This window comes from Ruegeria sp. BB5, assembly GCF_056539405.1.
The window spans coordinates 711,845-733,169 of record NZ_JBQFUX010000001.1; the positions used below are offsets into that span (position 1 = coordinate 711,845).

Consider the following 21,325-nt stretch of genomic DNA (forward strand, 5'->3'; position numbering starts at 1 on the left):
TGTTCAAGTAATGCCAAAGGGCGCCGATCAGAAACCGACGCCCTTTGCACCAATTTTGAAGCCTATTCCGCGGCGATTTTGATGACCGGCTCCATACGGGCCAGAATATCTTCGGCCAGATGACATTTCACCTGATGACCATCGGCCAGAGTTTTCACTGGCGGTACGTCGCGTTCACACAACCCGCCCGGAACTTCGGATTTCCAACGGCACCGGGTCTGGAACGGGCAACCCGGCGGAGGATTCATGGCCGACGGGATATCGCCCTCAAGCACGATGTGCTGCTTCTCGATCGACGTATCCGCAATGGGAACAGCGCTCAGCAGGGCTTCGGTATAGGGGTGGTAGGGCGGGGCAAAGACCTGATCAGTGGTGCCCAGTTCGACCACATGGCCAAGATACATCACCATCACCCGGTCGCTGAGGTAACGCACAATGGACAGGTCGTGGCTGATGAACAGCAGCGTGGTTTTATGCTCGCGCTGAATCTCCATCAACAGATCAGTCACCGCCGCCTGAACGGACACATCCAGGGCCGAGACGGGCTCATCCGCCACCACAATGCGGGCGTCCCCTGCAAAGGCGCGGGCGATACCGACACGTTGCTTCTGTCCGCCCGACAACTGGCGCGGCATTCGATCCGCAAAGGCGCGGGGTAGCTTCACCAGGTCCAGTAGTTCCAGCATACGTTGCTTACGTTCAGCCTCGGAATTTCCGACGCCGAAAATTTCCAATGCGCGGATAATCTGACGGCCTACGGTCATCGATGGATTCAGTGTGTCGAACGGGTTCTGGAACACCATCTGAACCTCGCCCACGGTCTTGGTGTCGCGCTCCTCAATCGGGACAGCTTCGATATTGCGGTTGTCCAGCAAGATCTGACCGTCGGTGGCCGTTTCCAGCCCCATCAACACCTTGGCGAAGGTGGATTTTCCGCAACCGGATTCACCCACAATGGCCAGTGTCTCGGACTCGTGGGCCTCGAAGCTCAACGTTTCATTGGCCTTTACAACCTTGGTCTCTCCCCCCCCGAACAGGGCATTCGCGGCCACCTCATAGTATTTCTTGAGATTGTCCATCTTCAGAATTGTGCGCCCGATTTCGCCCTTTTCCTTCTGTTCAGCCATGGTGATCGGTGCGTTCCAATCGATTTCCTGGAACTTCAGACAGCGCGTGTGGTGCCGATCATTGCCCGGCACCGGCTCCATCAGAATGTTTTGCGCGTCACAACGGCCTTCCTCAAAATAGTCGCAGCGCGGACCAAAGTTACAGCCCGGCGGGCGTTCATGCGGCAGAGGGAAGTTCCCCGGAATGGCCACCAGCGGGCGTGCGTTCTTGTCAGCGCCGGGCAAGGGGATCGAGCGGAACAGCGCCTGCGTGTAAGGATGCTGCATCTCGTCGAACACATCATGAATCGAGCCCCGCTCGACCGCTTCACCCGAATACATCACGCACAGCCGGTCACAGGTCTCAAGCACTAGACCCAGATTGTGCGAGATGAAAAGCATCGAGGTGCCGTATTTCTTTCCAAGATCCTTGACCAACTCTACCACGGCGGCCTCAACCGTCACATCCAACGCGGTGGTTGGTTCGTCCAGGATCAGCAGCGCTGGTTTTGACATCAACGCCATGGCGATGACGATCCGCTGCTGTTGACCACCCGACAACTGATGGGGGAAGGAATTCAGCATACGCTCCGGGTCGGGCAAGCGTACATCGGTGACCACCTCAAGCGCGCGGGCATAGGCCTCTTCTGCGCCGACGCCTTCGTGGATCATGGGCACTTCCATCAGCTGCTTGCCGATCTTCATCGCCGGGTTCAGCGAGGCCATCGGCTCCTGATAGATCATCGCGATCTCATTGCCACGAATGTCGCGCAACTCGTCCGAGGTCATCTCGGACAGATCACGCCCCTTGAACTTGATGGTGCCGCCGACGATCCGACCGTTTTTGCCCAAGTCCTGCATGACACCCAATGCCACTGTGGATTTGCCGCAGCCTGACTCACCAACCAACCCTACAGCTTCACCCGGTTGCACACTGACCGAGAAATCCATCACGGCCGGAATTTCCCGCAGACGGGTAAAGAAGGAAATCGACAGCTTGTCGATCTCGAGGATCGGACCGTCATAATCCGCCAGTTTGTTCATCGTTTCCTACTCCCTGATGAAATTGATCAAGCGACCATTTTCATCTTTTCGAAAATACTCCGGGGGTCCGGGGGCAGGGCCCCCGGCCTCGATCACATCAGTCCTTCAGACTTTCCTCACGCAGGCCGTCTGCCAGCAGGTTCAATCCAAGAACCAGTGACAACAGCGCCAGCGCAGGCGGAAGGGCAGGGTGCAGATAGATCGACAACAGCTTGCGCCCCTCGTTGATCGTCGAACCCCAGTCTGGGCTTTCCGGTGGCAGCCCCAGTCCGAAGAAACCCAAGGTTCCTAAAAGGATGGTGGTGTAGCCAATCCGCAGGCAGAAATCGACAATCAGCGGACCGCGCGCGTTTGGCAGAATTTCCCACAGCATGATGTACCATGGACCTTCTCCACGGGTTTGCGCCGCCGCCACATAATCTCGCGTCTTAATGTCCAACGCCAAACCACGCACGATGCGGAACACGGTGGGTGAATTCACGAACACAACGGATACGAACACCACCAGGATGCCGCCGGGAATATCGAACAGGTCCAGATAAGTCGGCAGTCCCCAGATGCGATAGCTATCGGTATTGATGATGTAACCACCGGTCGAGATCAGCGACAGGTAGAACCAGATCGCAACGCCCAAAACCCCGATCAGCAGCGGTGTGCGGAAATTCGGTCGCGTGTAATAGCGTGAATTCAGCAGAACGCCTATGAATAGGATCGGAAAGACGAACAACACAGCTGCCATATAATTCGGCACGCCCGTCGCTACGATTTCCGGTGTCACCAGCAGGTAGAACAGCAAGATCACCGGGAAGGCCAGGATAAGGTTGGCCAGGAAGGACAGAAACGTATCCAACCGACCGCCATAGTAACCCGCGGGCAGACCCAGAGTGATCCCGACCATAAAGGCAAACAACGTTGCCAGCGGCGCAATCTGCACCACGATCCAGGCACCTTTGACCATGCGGCTAAAGACGTCGCGGGCAAGGTTGTCACCCCCCAACAGATACCAGGTGTATTCCCCCTCTTCCGGGCTGGGCAGAGGTGTTCCGGGAACTTTGTTTTTCATCCCAGAAATCTGTGACAGCGGGTCATGGGTAACGATCAGGTCCAATGCCCCAAAGATGCCGGTGAAAACCCAGAACATCACAAGGCCGAAGCCGATCATGCCGATGGGGCTGTCGAACAGTTTGCCATAAAGGCCCAGACGCCGCTTAAACGCGATCGACATGGCGTACAGGATGATCAGCGACAGCCAGACAGGTAGAAACTGCTGTGAGATCGCACCGATGATCCCCGCGCTGGTACCCAACACGATGCCCAGCACGATATAGGCCACGGCAAGCGCGACACAGGCAGCAAAGCTGTAGCGCAGCGCCTTTTGCGTCAACCCACGCATGCCCGATCCTGAGCTGAGCGTGCCGTCCAGATTCACACTCATCGGCGCCTCGGGCAGTACGATACTGCCAACTATCCAAGTCACGATGGAGACCAGAAGGGCTGCGATTGCGATCATCAACAGCGGGTTCAGGAAGGCGATAGAGCCGGTCCAGGTAAGTGGTTCCATGTTCTAACCCTCCTTAAGAAATGCGAATGCGCGGGTTGAGGTAGACATAGCCGATATCCGAGATCAGCTGGGTCAACAGCACCACAAAGACCGACACGACCGAAATCGCCAACAGCAACTGGATGTCGTTGTTGCCAGCCGCCTGCACCAGTGCCCAACCGAAGCCCTTGTAGTTGAACAGCGTCTCAACAATCACCACGCCGTTCAGCAGCCATGGGAACTGCAGCATAATGACGGTAAAGGGCGCGATCAGCGCATTGCGCAGCGCGTGTTTCATGACGATGTTGGGGAAGGATACGCCTTTCAGCCGCGCGGTGCGAATGTACTGCGCTGTCATCACCTCGGTCATCGAGGCGCGGGTCATTCGGGCGATATAACCCATGCCATACAACGCAATGGTCAGTACCGGCAGGAAAAAGTTCTCGAAGGTCGGATTGTCCATCGCCTGCGTTGCAGTGCCTTTGAACCATTTCAGACCAACGGTGGATGAGGTAAAGATGGCAATGAAGATCACGCCCGACACATATTCTGGCGTCGCCGTCGTTATGATTGAGAACGTGGACAGAGACCGATCCAGCGCTGAGCCTTCGCGCATCCCGGCCAGTACGCCCACCAACAGGGCTGATGGGACCATCAGGATCAAAACCCACATCATCAAGTAGCCGGTATTGCCCAATCGCTTGGCGACAATGGTGCCGACCTCATCCTTGAAAACAGTGGAATAGCCCCAGTCCCCCTGAAGGATGCCGCAAAACCGGGGCGTCGTTTCCTCGGTCAATCCGGGACGGGTGCAGGTGCCCACGAATGTGCCGTCATCCAGAGTTTTGGAAAACCCCGGTGCCACGCCCAGCCATTGGCCATATTTGACCAACGTGGGTTGCAGGTAGCCACGATTACCCAGCCAGGCCTCGACCTGTTCGTCGGACATCCGTTGGTTGCCCTGGGTTTTGGCCAGCTTTTCCAAGTTTGGGTATAGGTTGGTCAGAAAGAAGACCACGAACGTCAGGCACAATGCTGTCAATAGCATGACGCCAAACCGTCGGAGGATGAATAGTCCCATGATGGCCCCTGTTTTTCGGGTGTTCCGCAGATCTTTGGACCATTTTCTGGCCTCGGACTTCCGACTTGACGCCGGGTTGTCTGCGGCTGGAAAGGGGCGCCTGGATCAGGCGCCCCCGTTGATTGTCTGACAGGTTTTAGGCTGCCCAACCCCACTTGTAGTGGTGATGTTCGAAAGCGATATGCATATCGGTTCCGACCAGACCATCTTTCATATGGCGATACAGCGCGCGCCAGTAGGGTTGGATGGTCACGCCTTCTTCCTGAATCAGCGCCTCGCCTTTGGCGACCACTTCGCGCCGTTTGTCGGCGTCGGCAATGGCCAGGGCTTCGGTCAGGATGGCGTCGAATTCGGAGTTGGCCCAACCGAACTCGTTCCAAGCTTCACCGGATTTATACGCCAATGCCCAGATCTGTACGCCCAGAGGGCGGTGGTTCCAGTTGGTTGAACTGTAGGGGTATTTCGTCCAGTCGTTCCAGAAGGTGTTCCCCGGCAGAACCGTGCGTTTTACATTGATGCCCGCGTCCCGCAGCTGCGCGGCAACAGCGTCGGTTGTGTTACGGCGCCAGTCGTCGTCAATCGACAGCAGTTCGTGCTCGAAATCAGCCATGCCAGCTTCTTCCATGAGCTTTTTCGCCCCAGCCGGATCGACCGTTTGCTTGGGCAGTTCTGCATAGTCCGGATGGATAGGCCCGACATGGTGGTTTTCAGCCAGCGTGCCGCGGCCGCCATAGCCCAATTCAAGCAGAACGCTGTTGTCCACCGCCATTTGCAGAGCTTTGCGCACGCGTTTGTCGGCATAAACCTGTTTGCCGTCAACTTCGGCCAGCTGATTGGGACGGATCACGAGGGTTCCCATGGTGATCACTTCGGATTTCTCATAGCCGAGGCCGTCCATCACATCGATGAATTCACCAACGGATTCGTGCAGCATATCGACTTCGTCCGATTCCAGGGCTGCCAGCCATGCCGACGGATCGGTGCCGTAGTCGATATATTCGATACGATCCAATGTCGCAGGACCAAATACTTCTTCACCCCACCAGGTGTGGTCAGGTGCGCGCACCAATGTGCATTTGACCCCGACTTCCAGCTCTTCAAGGATGTAGGGACCGGTTCCGACGTTGTTGAGTAGGTCGTTTTCATTGAACGAACTATGCACGATGGCCGACGGATAGTCGGACATGCCGGCAATCAATGAAATATCCGAGCTTGGCAGGTTCAGTTTCACCGTCGTCGGATCAACAACTTCGATCGAGCCTTCGATAGCCTGGCCGGTGTCCGCGTCGATCAGTGTCGCAAAGCGACCTGCCATCGAATTGGTTTCCGAGCTTTTGTCACACCAACGCGCAATATTGCGTGCCACATCATCTGCAGTGAAATCATCGCCGTTGGTCCACTTCACACCCGGGCGCAGTTTCAGTGTGTAGACAGTGGCGTCATCATTGATTTCCCAACCTTCCAGCAACATTCCGCGGAATGTACCGTCCGAGTTGTATTCGACCAGGTATTCCATTGTGCCGCGGGTTTGGTTGCCCATTTCCGACCAGTCATACGTGCGTGGGTCTTTCAGGGCACGAACGCTCATCTGGACGCGCAGGGTGCCGCCTTCTTGTCTGGTATCTTCGCCCTCGGCGCGGACAGGGGCTGCTAAGCCAATCATGCCGTAAGCACCTACAGCAGTAACACCCAGACCCGTGGCGCGGGTCAGAAACTCGCGCCGGCTTAATTTGCCGTCCCGATATTCCTGAGCATGCATCTCTGCCGCCCAGTGAATCGGTGCTCCGGTAAAGGTTTGCTTATTCATCGATGTCTCTCCCTGTGACATGTTCTTTTTATTGAAGAAGGTTGGAACCGTTCAGACCATATTGAGGCGAACAGCAGGTTCTCGGAATACTCGTTGGATTTTCATCATCCCCATGGGGCTATTCCGCCCTAGAATTCAAATGAGGTCAATGTTCGAAATCGACGTAGATAGCACAAAAACGACATGGCTGGGAGTGTTTGCTGTTGTCTCGGGCCCGCAGCGTCTTATTTCAAGCGATGTATACTGTCGTGAACCGAAACAATTGGCGTTTGGGGGAATCGCTGGAAAGGATTCTCGGAGATGAAGTTTGAACTACGGCTTGTATCGTTTTGAGAAATCTATCTGATTCCAATTCTTCATCCGTGCGCGAAACCAGGTGCGCTGACGTTTGGCGAATCGGCGGGTGGCAATCGTTGCACGCTCTTTGGCGGCGTCCAGCGTAAGATGACCGTCAAGATAGGCCAGCAATTCGGGAACGCCGATGGCTTTGAAGGCGGGCAACGTCGGATCATAGAGGTCTCGCATCGCTTCGACCTCTTGCAGCGCGCCAGAGTCCAGCATCAGATCGAACCGCCGGGTGATGCGATCAAGAAGCCATTGTTTATCCACGTCAAAAACGATCGGAACCGTGTCAGTCAAATTCAGAACGGGCGGCGGTGTCTCAGCCTGCCAGTCGCTCAGGCTTCGTCCGGTAGCCCGCTGCACCTCCCAAGCTCGCTGAACACGGGCGCGGTTCTGCGTGTCGATCCGTTCCTGTGTCCGCGTATCGACACCAGCAATTAATGCGGTCAGGTCCAGTTGGTCTGCCTCGGCGCGGATTTCCAGCGGCGTGGCGGGGATGTCGGCCATCCCTTCGGTTAACGCCGAGAAATACAAGCCGGTGCCGCCCACGATGATCGGGCGCTGTCCCCCGGTCAGCAGTGGCGTTACCTCGCGCAGCCAATGACCCGTCGAATACTCCTGATCATACGCGATGTGGCCGTAAAGCAGATGCGGCGCGCGGGCCTCTTCTTCGATCGAAGGGCGGGCCGAAATTACACGCCAGCAGTCATAGACTTGGCTCGCATCCGCATTGACGATCACGCCGCCGAACGTCTCGGCAATCTGCAGGGCCAGGGCCGATTTGCCCGAGGCGGTCGGCCCCGCAATCAACACCGGTTTGTCGTCGGGGATGGGGGGCAGGCGGTCCCAAATCTGCGATCTGTCGTTATTGTCCATTCGGGCTGCCTCAATCGTCACCAATCGCATTGAACCTGCGAAGGTTTTGCTTCATTTTGCGCCGGAAAATAAACCCGTGCCAGCCCGGAGCGCAACATGAGCCTTTCCCCGACCGTCGAATCCACCGAGACCGCCAAAACCAAGTACAATCGCGTGATGCTGAAAATCTCGGGCGAGGCGTTGATGGGCGATCAGGGGTTTGGCTTGCATCCCCCCACCGTTCAGCGCATCGCACAAGAGGTCAAGTCGGTGCATGATCTGGGGGTCGAGATTTGCATGGTCATCGGCGGGGGCAACATCTTCCGCGGCCTCAGCGGTTCAGCACAGGGGATGGAGCGCACAACAGCAGATTATATGGGCATGCTGGCCACGGTGATGAACGCGCTGGGGATGCAGTCGGCACTTGAGGAAATCGGTGTGTTCACTCGTGTCATCTCGGCCATTCGCATGGATGAGGTGTGCGAGCCCTATATCCGCCGTCGCGCCGTGCGCCACCTTGAGAAAAAGCGGGTTTGCATTTTTGCTGCGGGAACTGGCAACCCGTATTTTACCACCGACACCGCCGCGACTCTGCGTGCCAATGAAATGGCGTGTGAGGCTATTTTCATGGGCAAAAACGGTGTGGATGGGGTTTATGACAAAGACCCCAAAGAACACGCGGACGCAGTGCGCTATGACACGGTTACTTATGATGACGTGCTGGCCAAGCGGTTACGCGTCATGGATGCCTCGGCCATTGCACTGGCACGCGACAACAACCTGCCGCTGATCGTATTCGGTTTGGATGAGCCGGGCGGGTTCCGCGGAATTCTGGCGGGTGAGGGGACCTATACCAAGGTTCAGGGCTAAATTCTTCGACAGCTTTTTGTGTGCAGGCCGGGGGCGATTGCCCGGCCTGTTTTCATTTACAGTGACCGATTTTCGTCATGGCGGTCATATGAAGCAAGCCTGTCACTTTTACGCATTTTGTCGCTTTTAAGTAATAGGTGGTCTTCTCAGTTACGCCCTTGCCGATCCGGATATTGGATGTCCTGCGCATCGATAAGGGGAAGGAAAGATAATGTCCGACAATACGGAAACCGACTATGAAGTCGGTCAGGACAACGTTCAGATCATGGGTCTGGACGTCCACAATCCGGTCTTTGCCGTTTCGGGGCTAACCATCATTGCATTCGTGTTCTTCTCGCTGGTGTTCCGCGAGCAGGCGAGCGAGTTCTTTGGCTGGCTTCGACCGGCTTTGACCAGCAATTTCGACTGGGTGTTCATGATTGCGGCGAACATCTTTGTCGTGTTTTCACTACTGCTGATCGTCACGCCGTATGGTTCGATCCGTCTGGGCGGGGATGATGCCAAGCCGGATTACAGCTATGCCGGGTGGTTCTCGATGCTGTTTGCCGCGGGTATGGGCATCGGTCTGGTGTTCTGGGGCGTGGCCGAGCCAATCTCGCATTACGGGTCGTCGCTGGGCGGGGTTGCCGCTGGCGAGGATGGCCTTCGCACCGACTGGGCACCGTTAGGTGCCGGTCTGGAGGACCCCGAAGCCTCGAAGAAGCTGGCGATGGCAGCCACCATTTTTCACTGGGGTATGCACCCTTGGGCCGTGTATGCAGTGGTGGCACTGGCGCTGGCGTTCTTCAGCTTCAACCGCGGTCTGCCGCTGACCATGCGGTCGGTGTTCTACCCGCTGTTTGGTGAGGCGACATGGGGTCCGTTGGGTCACATCATTGACGTTCTAGCCGTGTTCGCCACGATCTTCGGTTTGGCGACGTCGCTGGGCTTGGGCGCAACGCAAGCGCTGGCTGGTCTGAATTATCTGTTCGATGTTCCAATTACGGACGGGATGAAAGTTCTGCTGATCGGTCTGATCACGGCATTCGCATTGATCTCGGTGGTTGCTGGCCTCGATAAGGGCGTAAAGCGGTTGTCCGAGGCCAACATGATCCTGGCCGCGGCCTTGTTGCTGCTGGTGCTGATCCTTGGGCCTACCGTGGCGATTCTGACCGGCTTTTTCGACAGCTTGATTGAATACGTGGTCGCATTGCCTGCACTGTCAAATTGGGTTGGTCGCGAAGACACCAACTTTATGCAGGGCTGGACCACCTTCTACTGGGCGTGGTGGATCTCCTGGTCACCATTCGTCGGCATGTTCATCGCCCGAATCTCGCGCGGCCGAACCGTGCGCGAATTCGTGACTTGCGTGATCCTGATCCCAACCGTTGTAGGTGCCCTGTGGATGAGCGTTTTTGGTGGAGCCGCATTGGATCAGGTTATGTCCGGTTCGGGGCAGGCCCTGTCGGATGCTGCGCTAGAACTCAAGATGTTCTCCATGTTTGAACAATTCCCGATGACAGGTTTGCTGTCCTTCGTTGGCATCGTTCTGGTGGTTGTATTCTTCGTCACCAGCTCGGATTCCGGCTCGTTGGTGATTGATACGATCACGGCAGGTGGCAAAACCGATGCGCCGACGGCGCAGCGTGTGTTCTGGTGCATTCTGGAGGGCGCTATCGCGATCGTTCTGTTGCTGGGTGGCGGCTTGGGTGCGCTGCAGGCTGCTGCGATTGCAACAGGCTTCCCGTTTGCGATCGTTCTGGTGCTGATGTGCGTGTCGATCTTCATCGGTCTTGCGAACGAAAAGCGACGCCGCTGAATCCAATTCAGCCCTTCGAAAGCCCCGGACAAGCGCCGGGGCTTTTTTGTTTCATGCCGGGTTGACCGAGCTTAGGGCCGCTGGCTATGTATCCGCGTCTTTTGATTGCCAGATTTGGTCCTGAAAGACTGCCCGTGCTCCTGTTTGTTTGACTGGGGCTGTGGCTGGGCTGGAAGACCTGCCGTGATTTCCGAGTTGTCCGAAATCATGCGCGGGCACGTCATCGGAACAAGCAGCATGAGCAAGGAGCGACGTGCCATGGGCACTCTTGATATCGATTTCGTTAGGGCGCAGTTCCCGGCTTTTTCCGAGCCCAGCCTGCAAGGTCAGGCGTTCTTTGAAAATGCAGGCGGGTCATATACTTGTAAGCCGGTGCTGGACCGGTTGACGCGCTACTATACGCAACGCAAAGTGCAGCCCTACGGCCCCTATGACGCCAGCCGTCTGGCAGGCGAAGAGATGGATGAAGCCCGCGCACGCATGGCTGCGATTCTGGGTGTGAACACCGATGAGCTGAGCTTTGGCCCCTCGACCACTCAGAACACCTATGTTTTGGCGCAGGCATTTCGCCAGTGGATGCAGCCGGGCGATGCCATCGTTGTCACCAATCAGGATCACGAGGCCAACTCGGGACCGTGGCGGCGCCTGGTCGAGGACGGGTTTGAAATCCGCGAATGGCAGATCGACCCGGAAACCGGATCGCTCAACCCGCAGGATCTTGAGAACCTGCTGGACGAGAAGGTGCGTCTGGTCTGTTTCCCGCATTGTTCCAACGTGATCGGAGAGATCAACCCGGTCACCGAAATCACCGCCATTGCCCATGCGGCGGGAGCGTTCGTCTGTGTAGATGGCGTTTCATACGCGCCACATGGGTTCCCAAATGTCGGCGATCTGGGGCCGGATATCTATCTGTTCTCGGCCTATAAAACCTACGGCCCTCATCAGGGTTGCATGGTGATCAGGCGTGCGCTTGGTGAGCTGCTGCCAAACCAGGCGCACTATTTCAATGCAGACGCGCTGTACAAGCGTTTCACCCCGGCGGGTCCGGATCACGCTCAGATCGCGGCCAGTGCAGGTATGGCGGATTACGTTGATCTGTTGTGCGACCACCATAACGGCCCCAAGGGTAACGCAACCGAACGGGGAGCCTTTGTGCATGACCTGATGCGCGGGCAGGAGGTTGCGCTGCTGCAGCCCGTATTGGACGCGGTCAAGGATCGAAATGCCGTACGCTTGATCGGTACCTCAGATGCTACACGTCGCGCTCCGACCGTAGCGTTATCGCTGAGCCGGAATGCCGAAGCCGTGGCCACCGATCTGGTTGAACACGGGATCATGGCAGGAGGCGGCGATTTTTACGCCGTGCGCCCGTTGCAGGCGATGGGTGTGGATTTGGATCAGGGCGTGCTGCGGGTCAGCTTTACGCACTATACCTCTCAACAGGAAATTGATCAGTTATTGGGCGCACTTGACGCCGTTTTGTGATCCGGTTTCTGCTCAGCATCGTAATGCGAAGAAAACAGCCGGGCGGTCATGGAAAACAAACATTCACCGATCATCATGTGGTTCCGGCGGGACTTACGCCTGTCGGACCATCCCGCGCTAAGTGCTGCGGTCCAAACGGGTCGTCCTATTCTACCGGTTTTCATACTGGATGATTTGGCTCAAGCGCTCGGTGCCGCGCCGAAATGGCGGCTTGGGCTGGGGCTTGAGGCCTTCGCGCAATCTCTTTCGCACATTGGCAGCCGGTTAATCCTGCGGCGCGGGGACGCGCTGACTGTTTTGCAGAACCTTATCGCAGAAACCGGAGCCAGCGGCGTCTATTGGACGCGAGCGTATGATCCTGATGCCATCGACCGTGACACACGCATTAAGTCTGCTTTGGCAGAGCAGGGGGTAGAGGCCAAATCCTTTGCGGGTCACTTACTGTTTGAGCCCTGGACCGTAGCAACCAAAACAGGCCAGCCGTTTCGTGTGTTCACACCGATGTGGCGATCCGTTCAAGGCCGAGAAGTTGCCACGCCTGAAGGCGTGTCGTCGATCAAAGCACCCTTGAATTGGCCGACTTCGGAAAACCTGACCGGTTGGAACCTGGGTGCGGCAATGAACCGGGGCGCAGCCGTGGTCGCACCTTTTGTCCGCCCCGGCGAGAATGCCGCCTTTGAGGCTTTGCACGAGTTTCTGGACCGAATCCAAGACTATTCGCACGATCGGGACCGTTTGGATTTGGAGGGCACCTCGGATCTGTCCGAATACCTATCGCTTGGCGAAATCGGCCCCCGCAGTGTCTGGCATGCGGTACAGCGGGCTGCGATGAACGGCACGCAAGGGACAGACGCCTACTTGCGTCAATTAGTTTGGCGTGAGTTTGCGTATCACTTGATGTATCACACACCGCGTTTGCTCAGCGGGAACTGGAAACCGGAATGGGACAGTTTCCCTTGGAACACGGACGCCGATCATCCCGCAATTGTCGCTTGGCGACAGGCCCGCACTGGAATTCCGGTTGTCGATGCGGGATTGCGTCAAATGTATGTGACCGGCCGTATGCACAACCGCGCGCGCATGATTGTCGCCAGCTACCTGACCAAGCATCTGATGACGCACTGGAAAATCGGATTAAACTGGTTTGCCGATTGCCTGATAGACTGGGATCCGGCGGCCAACGCGATGGGCTGGCAGTGGGTTGCAGGCTCGGGTCCGGATGCATCACCGTTCTTTCGGATATTTAACCCGCTGACACAGCAGGAAAAATTTGATCCTGATGATGTCTATCTAAAGCACTGGATCGCCGAAGGGCGGGCCAAGCCTTCGGCTACGGCTTTGGCATATTTCCGGGCGGTACCGCATTCGTGGGCGCTTGATCCGGCGGAAAATTACCCTTCACCAGTGGTTGATCTGGCCACTGGCCGAGCACGGGCCTTGGCGGCTTATGAAGGCCGAAAAACCGGGTAAGGAACTGAAAACTTGCCAGAAACACAAACTCGGCCTAGCTTTTAACTGCGGCCGCACAGGGGAGAGCGGATGATCCTGACGACAACTGAAGGGCAAAAAGACCTGCCCAGATACTTTGCTCAAGTGTTCAAAATGTTGAACCGGATGGGTTCGGGGCGAATGGATATCGCTTTGCCCGATGGGCGCGTGTTCCGATCCGAAGGTGCCAAGCCGGGGCCAGTGGCGCGCGTGGACATTCACGATCCCGACGTATTTGCGCGTTTGATCCGAGAGGGTGAGCTGGGTTTTTCGGATTCTTACCTAGAAGGTGGGTGGAGCACGCCCGACCTGCGATCGTTCATGGATCTGGTGCATTTAGGGACCGAGACGGTGTATGACGATTTCACCGGAAGGTTCCTGGTGCAAGCCTATGAACGGCTTCGATTTTGGTTGCACAACAACAACCGTCGACAAGCAAAGAAGAACATCTCGTACCATTACGATTTGGGGAACGATTTCTACAGGCTGTGGCTGGATGAAACGATGACCTATTCCAGCGCGCTGTTCGAAACAGGGCAGGAAAGCCTGGAAAAAGCGCAGACTGCGAAATATGCCAGCCTAGTCGATGAAATGGGTGCCAAACCCGGTGACCACATCCTTGAGATCGGTTGCGGATGGGGCGGTTTCGCTGAATATGCCGCAAAAGAGCGTGGCCTTCGGGTCACAGGTTTGACGATCAGCCAGGAACAGTTAAGCTTTGCACGACAAAGAATTGAAAAGGCAGGACTTTCTGACCTTGTTGAGTTCAAATTGCAAGATTATCGCGACGAGCGTGGCCAGTATGATGGCATCGCCTCGATCGAGATGTTCGAAGCCGTCGGACAGAAATACTGGCCGGTTTACTTTGAGACTGTGCGTGATCGACTAAAACCTGGTGCGCACGCGACCCTTCAAATCATAACCGTTGCCGATCACCGCTGGGACATTTACAAGAACGGCGTTGATTTCATTCAGAAATATATCTTTCCCGGCGGAATGCTTCCCGCGCCGACGATCCTGAAACAACAGGTGGCAGAGGCAGGATTGAACGTCGTGAAATCGCGGGAATTCGGTAAAAGTTATGACCTGACATTGCGGCGTTGGTACGAAACGTTCAACGACAAATGGGACGAAATTTCGGAAATGGGCTTTGACGAGCGTTTCCGGCGCATGTGGAACTATTATTTAACCGCGTGTGGCGCGGCCTTTGACACTGGCAACTGCGATGTGACACAGATCACTATAGCAAAACCCAGTTAACAAAGGGAAATTCCGAATGCCCACTGCGCCGCGACTTGTTGCTTCACTATGCCTATTGGCAGTGGCCTTTATCGTGTCGAGCATGATCATCAGCAACGGCGAAGAGGGCAAGGACTATGGCTGGTTCACCTATGTCAACATGATTATTGCGGTGGCCTGTGGTTGGAAGGTGATGGGAAAGCGCGTTGGTCGCGGCTGGACCGCCGCGGTCAATAATGGCATCGCTGGGGTTGTATCATTGGTATTCTGGGCCCTTTTTGTTCAGGGTTGCTACGAGATGTTCCGACTGGCCATGCGTCATCGCTATGACGGCCCGTTTGAGGCGCTCACGGCCATTTTCCAGATTGGTGTGGAGTACGGCAAATTGCTCATCGTTCCGGAAATTCTGTGGACTTTGGCTATCGGAGCTCTTATCGCAGGGCTTGCAACCGAAGAAGCCGGCCGTCGCTGGCGATAACTCACCAGAATTTAGACGAGCTTTACTCTAGTGTCCGATTTGTTTTTTTACGGCACGCTCAGGCATTTGCCGCTGCTGGAATGTGTGCTTGGCCACCCGCTGTCACAAATAAAAATATCTCAGGCCAGTTTGCCGGACCATGCGGTTTATGGCGTGGCAGGGCAGGCTTTCCCGATGATTGTTCCAGAAAAGGGCAGTCAGGCCATGGGGTTGCTGGTTCAGGGTTTCAGCCCCGAAGACCTGAAACGATTGGCTTTTTATGAAGGTGGGTTCGACTATGATCTCAGCCCGCACGGTGTGGACGTTGCTGACGGCTCACGCGCCGAGGCTAGTGTGTTCTTTCCCGAACCCGAATTGTGGACACCAGACAAGCCGTGGTCGTTGCAGGCCTGGGTTGATGAATGGTCCGAAGTGACCTTGCTGGCTGCACAAGAAGAGCTGGCCTATTACGGCAAGGTCGACGCAACTACGATCGCTCGTAACTTTGCGCCGATCCGCACCCGGGCTTGGGCTAAGCTGGCTGCGCGAAAACGCCAGACGGGCGATCCGCGTGACGTCGCAAAAGATGTGATCGTGCAAAGCCATCGGCGGGCCTATGTCAATTATTTCGGTGTGGAAGAATTGGATGTGCAGCACCGCCAGCATGACGGAACGATGGGTCCCGTGCTGCACCGGAGCGGATTGATGCAGGGGGCCGCCGTCGTTGTTCTGCCTTATGACCCGGTGCGCGACACTGTTCTTTTGGTTGAACAATTCCGAGCGCCGGTTTTTCTGATCGACGATCCCGAACCGTGGATGTGGGAGCCGGTAGCAGGCATGATCGACCCCGGTGAAACGCCGGATCAGGCCGCCCACCGCGAAGTGCAGGAAGAGGCGCAGGTGTCGCTGAACGCCTTGGAATATGCGGGCGGTGCCTACTCCTCGAGCGGGTCATCGACCGAGTATGTCTACCTTTATGTTGGGTTGGCTGATTTGACCCGGACCATCGACAATGGTGGAGTTGCTACGGAAGGTGAGGATATTCGCACACAAATCCTGCCATATGACGCGTTCCTTCAAAAGGTCGACAACAACGAATTCAAGGATTTGCCCCTGTTGATGATGGCAAATTGGCTGGCCCGGCATCGCGATCGTTTGCGCGGTTAACTATCGCCGCTTGTGGTTGTCGCACGGCATCTGTAAATCTTCGTTGATACGTAATGAAATGAGGGCGCCATGCGCATTGCACGAGACCTTGCCGACGCAGTCGGGAAAACACCGCTGATCCGGTTGAAGCGCATCAGTGAAGAGACCGGTTGCGAGATTCTCGGGAAGGCCGAGTTCATGAACCCGGGGCAATCGGTCAAGGATCGCGCGGCGCTCTACATCATCAAGGACGCAATTTCGCGCGGTGAGCTGAAGCCCGGCGGAACCATTGTCGAAGGCACGGCCGGTAACACCGGTATTGGCCTTGCATTGGTGGGCGCGTCGATGGGGTTCAAAACGGTGATCGTGATCCCGGAAACCCAATCCGAGGAAAAGAAAGACATGCTGCGTCTGGCGGGCGCGCAACTGGTTCAGGTTCCGGCCGCCCCGTATCGCAACCCCAACAACTTTGTGCATTATTCGCGCCGTCTGGCCGAGGAACTGGCGCAGACTGAACCCAATGGCGCGATCTGGGCTAATCAGTTCGACAATGTTGCCAACCGTCAGGCCCATGTGGAAACCACCGGCCCCGAAATTTGGGAGCAGACGGGCGGCAAAGTCGATGGCTTTGTCAGTGCAGTAGGCTCGGGTGGTACGCTGGCCGGCGTGGCCGACGCGTTGCAGCCCAAGGGCGTCAAGATCGCTCTGGTCGATCCGATGGGGGCAGGACTGTATTCGTACTACACCACTGGTGAGATCGCTTTGGAGGGCAGCTCGATCGCCGAAGGTATCGGTCAAGTGCGCATTACCAAGAACCTTGAAGGGTTCAAGCCAGACTTCTCGTACCAGATGACCGATAACGAGGCGCTGCCATACATCTTTGATCTGCTGCGCGAGGAGGGTCTGGTCATGGGTGGGTCGACCGCGATCAACATGGCGGGTGCGGTGCGTCTGGCCAAGGATCTGGGGCCAGGCCACACCATCGTGACGATCCTGTGCGACTATGGCACGCGCTATCAGTCCAAACTGTTCAATCCCGAATTCCTGCGTGAAAAGGAACTGCCGGTGCCAGATTGGATGACCGAAGCCCCACGCAGCATTCCTGGCGTATTCGAGGACGTATGATGCTGCGGCAGGTTCGCCTGTTTCTAGCCTTCTTTCTGGTTTGTTTTGCCATGCTGGGTGGCCCCGTTGCCGCCCAGTTGACTGATCGGCAAAGCGAATATTACCAGAACTGGCTTGAGACGGCGGATCGCGCCGAGAAGGATATCGAATCCGATCGCACGTCAAACGCGGCATTGGAAAACCTGCGGGCTGAAATCCACAACTATCGTGAGGATTTCAACAATGCACGTGGCGCCAATACCGACCGTATCCAGACGCTGGACGCGCAGATCAAGGCGTTGGGACCAGCCCCCGAAGGGGATGCGACCGAACCCGAAGAGATTGCCAGGCTTCGCGAGCATCTGGAAAACCAACTGACCAGCCTGCAGGTGCCGCAAATCATCTCGGAAGAAGCGTTCAGCCGCGCCAACGGCCTGATCAGCGAGATAGACAGCCTGTTGCGCGAGCGGCAGACAAAAGAGCTTTTAGAACGCGGTGTATCGCCGCTTAACCCTGTCTATTGGGGCCCAGCCTGGGTCGATATTGTCGAGGCTGTGCGAGGCCTGATCAATGAATCTGCGCTGAACCTGAAAACCAAAATCGTTCAAAAACACCTGAAAGAGCGCGGGCTGGGCATTTTCTTCCTAACCGTCGCTGCGGGGGTTTTGCTGTATTACGGGCGTTACTGGTCCGAGGCTGCCGGTGAATATCTGCGGCAGTTGGGCGGCCGGGGCAGCGGCGTGTGGTCGTTTCTGGTTTCACTGCTGCGGATTCTGCTGCCATGGCTGGGTGTCTGGTTGCTGGTTCAGGCGATCATCATGACTGGCCTGCCGGGATTGCGCGGAACGCTATTAATCCAGAATGTTCCTTATTGGGCCGCGATTATCTTTTATTACGACTGGATCGGGCGTCAGGTTCACATCTCGCAGGCGGCACAGAACTTTAACCGGCTATCCCGCAAGAGTGTCACGCAGTTGCGGGTATACTTGGATATTCTGGCGATCTTCCTGATCGTGTACGAATTCGGGCTGCTGTTTGATCAGATCGAAAACATTTCGGACGCGACCCGGGCCGTTATCAGCTTTCCTGTGGTAGTGGGAACCGCGCTGGTTCTTCTGCGTATCCGCCGGATTCAGACCTCAAAACCGGAAGCCGAAGATGGGCAATCTGGTGAAACGCCGCGAAGTGCCGGGCTGACTCAGCTGATGGACTTTCTGCGCAAGGCAATTTTTTTGCTGGGGATCGCGAGCCCGATTTTGGCGGCTATTGGATATACCAACGCAGCCGAGGGGATCGTTTTCCCGGCGGTGAAAACGCTGGTTCTGTTTGCGGCTTTGACGATCTTTCATCGCTTTATCACCTCGGTTTACGGCTGGCTCAGCGGGCAAGGTGAGTCGGCGCGGGACTCACTGTTTTCGGTGTTGGCCGGGTTTATAATCGCCATCCTGACTTTACCGGTTCTGGCGCTGTATTGGGGCGCACGGCAGACTGACTTGCTTGAAGTCTGGTCGCGTTTGCTGCTTGGTTTTGACATTGGCGGCGTTACGATTTCGCCCCGCAACTTCTTTACCTTCCTAATCGTGTTTGTCATCGGCTATGGCTTGACCCGGCTGTTGCAAAGCGGGCTGCGCAACTCGCTGCTGCCCAAGACCAGTATCGATCCGGGCGGTCAGAACGCGATTGCCGCGGGCACCGGCTATGTGGGGATATTCCTGGCCGCGCTGGTGGCCATCATGTTGGCGGGGTTTGATCTGTCTTCACTGGCCATTGTCGCCGGCGCGCTGTCGGTTGGGATCGGCTTTGGACTACAGACCATCGTGTCGAATTTTGTGTCGGGGATCATCCTGCTGGTCGAGCGTCCAATCTCCAAGGGGGACTGGATCGATGTGAATGGGATGATGGGTTATGTGCGCGATATCTCGGTGCGGTCTACGCGGATTGAGACGTTTGATCGTACCGATGTGATCGTTCCCAACTCGGACCTGATCAGCGGGGTGGTGACGAACTACACACGGGGCAACACGATCGGGCGCGTTATCGTGCCGGTGGGCGTGGCCTACGGCACGGATACCCGCGTGGTCGAGAAGATTTTAGGTGAGATTGCCAATTCCCATCCGATGGTTCTGGCGCATCCAGCGCCCAGCGTGGTGTTTCAGGGCTTTGGTGCGGATTCGCTGGATTTTGAAATTCGCGCCATCTTGCGCGACGTGAACTGGGTGCTTTCGGTGAAATCGGATATGAACCACGAGATCAATCGCCGGTTTGTCGAAGAAGGTATTGAAATCCCCTTCGCGCAGCGCGATGTCTGGCTGCGCAATCCTGAGACGCTGCGAGGGCAGGGGCCTGCGCAAGAAACCGAACCTGCAACGGAAAAAACACCTACCGAACCCCTGTCTTCCAAGCCTGCGGACATGACCGAGGCCGATCTTGCAGACGGTGATGGGGACGAGCTGTAACGGGGCCTGTGGCGGAACTGCGGAAGGTTGAATTTTCGCTTTAATCGCCCCTTGCAAATCCCTCGGCGATGGTCCAAATATCGCGCGCACGGAGAGGTGGCCGAGTGGTCGAAGGCGCACGCCTGGAAAGTGTGTAGGCGGGAAACCGTCTCCAGGGTTCGAATCCCTGTCTCTCCGCCATCCTTACCTGATTTCCGCATTTGAACTTTGACCTATTAATTGCGCGGAAGTTACATCTCCTTACGGATCAGGATGTCGGCCAGACAAGAGCATGCGTCTTTTGTACATCGAATTTGACCGCGAGGCAGGTCAAGCACGTCGCCGAGAGTCCCTATTTTGCCCCCAACGCCGCAGACGCCCCGGAAGATTTCGCCATTCCCCCGGACCCGAAGGGATTCAAGCCCTACGTTGCATTTATATCCACGCCAGCGGTTCATATCCCTAAGAAGGAAGTCATTGGGGCGGAGTATCTCAGTGTGGCCCGACCGCGTGGTTGCGCGCATCACTGATCGAGGTTCTTCACCAACCGGGGCCCTGTCCGAGGGCAAACCCACCGCGAGAACCTGCAACTGGTCGTCGGTGTAGTCGTACAGCTGCACTCCGAAATCTTTCCGCAACGGTTTCAAGGAAATCGAAGCGGTGGGCAGCGCCGCGCGTAATTCTCGCGCATCTTCAAGCGTCTGATCAAAACGATCTGGATGCATCGTCACGTTGATATGAACGGTGATACGGTCAGTCATCGTACCCGCCACTTGGATAAAATGGCTCAGCTCTGCAAATTCAGCATGATAGGTCAGGATAACGCTGTTCAGGCGGCTGTTGATCATCTCCCAAAACCGAAGTGTGCGCGACGCATTGCTGATCAGGCTGACCTTGAACCCTATATCGGACGCATGACCTAACAGATCAATGATGCGAGGATGCATTGTGGGTTCGCCGCCTGTAAACTGCAGCCAGACAATCTTGCCTAATTCATCCACATAGTGTCGATTTAATTGACGGTACAGATTCAGAACGTCACCGGTTTTCTGCCACTCAAGCGAACCGTCGTGCAAAGCCTTTGGGCAATAACTGCACGCATAGCTGCACGAATTCCCGAGCGTCCAGTCCACCACGACCATGTTGCCACACGCAGGATCGGGGTGGTCAATTAGAGTGAATAGGTCCGGATGGTTCTGGATATCTTCCATTAAAATCCAAGCGTTTAGCTAAGTTCCTCCGACAGCGCGACCAGAGCGGTCCTGTGGCCCCCACCAATTTTCCACAGCCTAGCTTGAAATAGGAATTGGAACAAAATTTTTTGGAACACTAGGTATCAATGGCGCTTTGGTGGACGGTTTCGGATACCTGAGAACCCATTTCACAAGGCCAATTGCCTATGTGACAGGGCGATTGCGGGTTCGGTCGACTTGTTTTCGAGTGGCCATCTTTTTATAGTTTAAACATAATCTTTTAGAAATTACGGCGCTAAGGCGTAATCGGTTTGTCGAATTTACAATAAATTAGG

The 21,325-nt window shown here is 56.2% G+C and carries 15 protein-coding genes and 1 tRNA gene; 10 read left to right on the forward strand and 6 right to left on the reverse strand.

All coding sequences use genetic code 11. From position 1 onward, the window contains the following. Positions 1 to 62: 62 nt before the first annotated feature. From ACR0DL_RS03520 to miaA, 5 genes are all read right to left on the reverse strand, one after another. Complete coding sequence (locus tag ACR0DL_RS03520; RefSeq protein ID WP_170348471.1) at positions 63 to 2,150, reverse strand: dipeptide ABC transporter ATP-binding protein; 2,088 nt, start codon at positions 2,148 to 2,150, stop codon at positions 63 to 65. Between the two features lie 97 nt (positions 2,151 to 2,247). Continuing rightward, positions 2,248 to 3,711, reverse strand: a complete 1,464-nt coding sequence (locus ACR0DL_RS03525; RefSeq protein WP_170348472.1) for an ABC transporter permease — start codon at positions 3,709 to 3,711, stop codon at positions 2,248 to 2,250. Positions 3,712 to 3,724: 13 nt separating this feature from the next. Beyond that, a complete protein-coding gene (locus tag ACR0DL_RS03530; RefSeq protein ID WP_170348473.1) occupies positions 3,725 to 4,771 on the reverse strand; it encodes an ABC transporter permease in 1,047 nt (348 codons plus the stop codon). Between the two features lie 136 nt (positions 4,772 to 4,907). Further along, positions 4,908 to 6,578, reverse strand: a complete 1,671-nt coding sequence (locus tag ACR0DL_RS03535; protein WP_170393766.1) for an ABC transporter substrate-binding protein — start codon at positions 6,576 to 6,578, stop codon at positions 4,908 to 4,910. 312 nt (positions 6,579 to 6,890) lie between these two features. After that, complete coding sequence (gene miaA, locus ACR0DL_RS03540) at positions 6,891 to 7,796, reverse strand: tRNA (adenosine(37)-N6)-dimethylallyltransferase MiaA (RefSeq protein ID WP_170348475.1); 906 nt, start codon at positions 7,794 to 7,796, stop codon at positions 6,891 to 6,893. A 96-nt stretch (positions 7,797 to 7,892) separates the two neighbouring features. Here miaA and pyrH point away from each other — a divergent pair, with 96 nt between their 5' ends. From pyrH to ACR0DL_RS03590, 10 genes are all read left to right on the forward strand, one after another. Next, positions 7,893 to 8,645, forward strand: coding sequence for a UMP kinase (pyrH, locus tag ACR0DL_RS03545; RefSeq protein ID WP_170358119.1), 753 nt, complete (start codon positions 7,893 to 7,895; stop codon positions 8,643 to 8,645). A gap of 211 nt (positions 8,646 to 8,856) precedes the next feature. Next, positions 8,857 to 10,443, forward strand: a complete 1,587-nt coding sequence (locus tag ACR0DL_RS03550; protein ID WP_170348477.1) for a BCCT family transporter — start codon at positions 8,857 to 8,859, stop codon at positions 10,441 to 10,443. A 258-nt stretch (positions 10,444 to 10,701) separates the two neighbouring features. Next, a complete protein-coding gene (locus ACR0DL_RS03555) occupies positions 10,702 to 11,928 on the forward strand; it encodes an aminotransferase class V-fold PLP-dependent enzyme (protein ID WP_226688808.1) in 1,227 nt (408 codons plus the stop codon). Positions 11,929 to 11,976: 48 nt separating this feature from the next. Beyond that, a complete protein-coding gene (locus ACR0DL_RS03560; RefSeq protein ID WP_480687605.1) occupies positions 11,977 to 13,398 on the forward strand; it encodes a cryptochrome/photolyase family protein in 1,422 nt (473 codons plus the stop codon). Positions 13,399 to 13,467: 69 nt separating this feature from the next. Then, a complete protein-coding gene (locus ACR0DL_RS03565; protein ID WP_170375006.1) occupies positions 13,468 to 14,676 on the forward strand; it encodes an SAM-dependent methyltransferase in 1,209 nt (402 codons plus the stop codon). Positions 14,677 to 14,692: 16 nt separating this feature from the next. Next, positions 14,693 to 15,133 carry a TrgA family protein gene (locus ACR0DL_RS03570; RefSeq protein WP_170348481.1) on the forward strand — a complete coding sequence of 147 codons (441 nt, stop codon included), beginning with the start codon at positions 14,693 to 14,695 and terminating at the stop codon, positions 15,131 to 15,133. 30 nt (positions 15,134 to 15,163) lie between these two features. Further along, complete coding sequence (locus ACR0DL_RS03575; protein ID WP_480687607.1) at positions 15,164 to 16,279, forward strand: NUDIX domain-containing protein; 1,116 nt, start codon at positions 15,164 to 15,166, stop codon at positions 16,277 to 16,279. Between the two features lie 69 nt (positions 16,280 to 16,348). After that, positions 16,349 to 17,383, forward strand: a complete 1,035-nt coding sequence (locus ACR0DL_RS03580; RefSeq protein ID WP_480687609.1) for a cysteine synthase A — start codon at positions 16,349 to 16,351, stop codon at positions 17,381 to 17,383. After that, entirely contained in the window at positions 17,383 to 19,818 is a 2,436-nt protein-coding gene (locus ACR0DL_RS03585) for a DUF3772 domain-containing protein (RefSeq protein ID WP_480687611.1), read from the forward strand. Before ACR0DL_RS03580 ends, ACR0DL_RS03585 begins: the two co-directional genes overlap by 1 nt. A gap of 90 nt (positions 19,819 to 19,908) precedes the next feature. Beyond that, a tRNA-Ser gene (locus tag ACR0DL_RS03590) sits at positions 19,909 to 19,998 on the forward strand. A gap of 50 nt (positions 19,999 to 20,048) precedes the next feature. Here the strand turns inward: ACR0DL_RS03590 and ACR0DL_RS03595 are convergent. Further along, the gene (locus ACR0DL_RS03595) at positions 20,049 to 21,008 is read right to left on the reverse strand and encodes a radical SAM protein (protein WP_480687613.1); all 960 of its coding nucleotides are present in this window, start codon (positions 21,006 to 21,008) and stop codon (positions 20,049 to 20,051) included. Positions 21,009 to 21,325: the final 317 nt, after the last annotated feature.

What these genes read in the sequence shown, in the direction of transcription:
- ACR0DL_RS03530 (WP_170348473.1), bottom strand. Translation starts at nt 4,771, where the DNA reads ATGGGACTATTCATCCTCCGACGGTTTGGCGTCATGCTATTGACAGCA.
- miaA (WP_170348475.1), bottom strand. Translation starts at nt 7,796, where the DNA reads ATGGACAATAACGACAGATCGCAGATTTGGGACCGCCTGCCCCCCATC.
- ACR0DL_RS03595 (WP_480687613.1), bottom strand. Translation starts at nt 21,008, where the DNA reads ATGGAAGATATCCAGAACCATCCGGACCTATTCACTCTAATTGACCAC.
- ACR0DL_RS03535 (WP_170393766.1), bottom strand. Translation starts at nt 6,578, where the DNA reads ATGAATAAGCAAACCTTTACCGGAGCACCGATTCACTGGGCGGCAGAG.
- ACR0DL_RS03565 (WP_170375006.1), top strand. Translation starts at nt 13,468, where the DNA reads ATGATCCTGACGACAACTGAAGGGCAAAAAGACCTGCCCAGATACTTT.
- ACR0DL_RS03585 (WP_480687611.1), top strand. Translation starts at nt 17,383, where the DNA reads ATGCTGCGGCAGGTTCGCCTGTTTCTAGCCTTCTTTCTGGTTTGTTTT.
- ACR0DL_RS03520 (WP_170348471.1), bottom strand. Translation starts at nt 2,150, where the DNA reads ATGAACAAACTGGCGGATTATGACGGTCCGATCCTCGAGATCGACAAG.
- ACR0DL_RS03580 (WP_480687609.1), top strand. Translation starts at nt 16,349, where the DNA reads ATGCGCATTGCACGAGACCTTGCCGACGCAGTCGGGAAAACACCGCTG.
- ACR0DL_RS03560 (WP_480687605.1), top strand. Translation starts at nt 11,977, where the DNA reads ATGGAAAACAAACATTCACCGATCATCATGTGGTTCCGGCGGGACTTA.
- ACR0DL_RS03555 (WP_226688808.1), top strand. Translation starts at nt 10,702, where the DNA reads ATGGGCACTCTTGATATCGATTTCGTTAGGGCGCAGTTCCCGGCTTTT.
- ACR0DL_RS03570 (WP_170348481.1), top strand. Translation starts at nt 14,693, where the DNA reads ATGCCCACTGCGCCGCGACTTGTTGCTTCACTATGCCTATTGGCAGTG.
- pyrH (WP_170358119.1), top strand. Translation starts at nt 7,893, where the DNA reads ATGAGCCTTTCCCCGACCGTCGAATCCACCGAGACCGCCAAAACCAAG.
- ACR0DL_RS03550 (WP_170348477.1), top strand. Translation starts at nt 8,857, where the DNA reads ATGTCCGACAATACGGAAACCGACTATGAAGTCGGTCAGGACAACGTT.
- ACR0DL_RS03525 (WP_170348472.1), bottom strand. Translation starts at nt 3,711, where the DNA reads ATGGAACCACTTACCTGGACCGGCTCTATCGCCTTCCTGAACCCGCTG.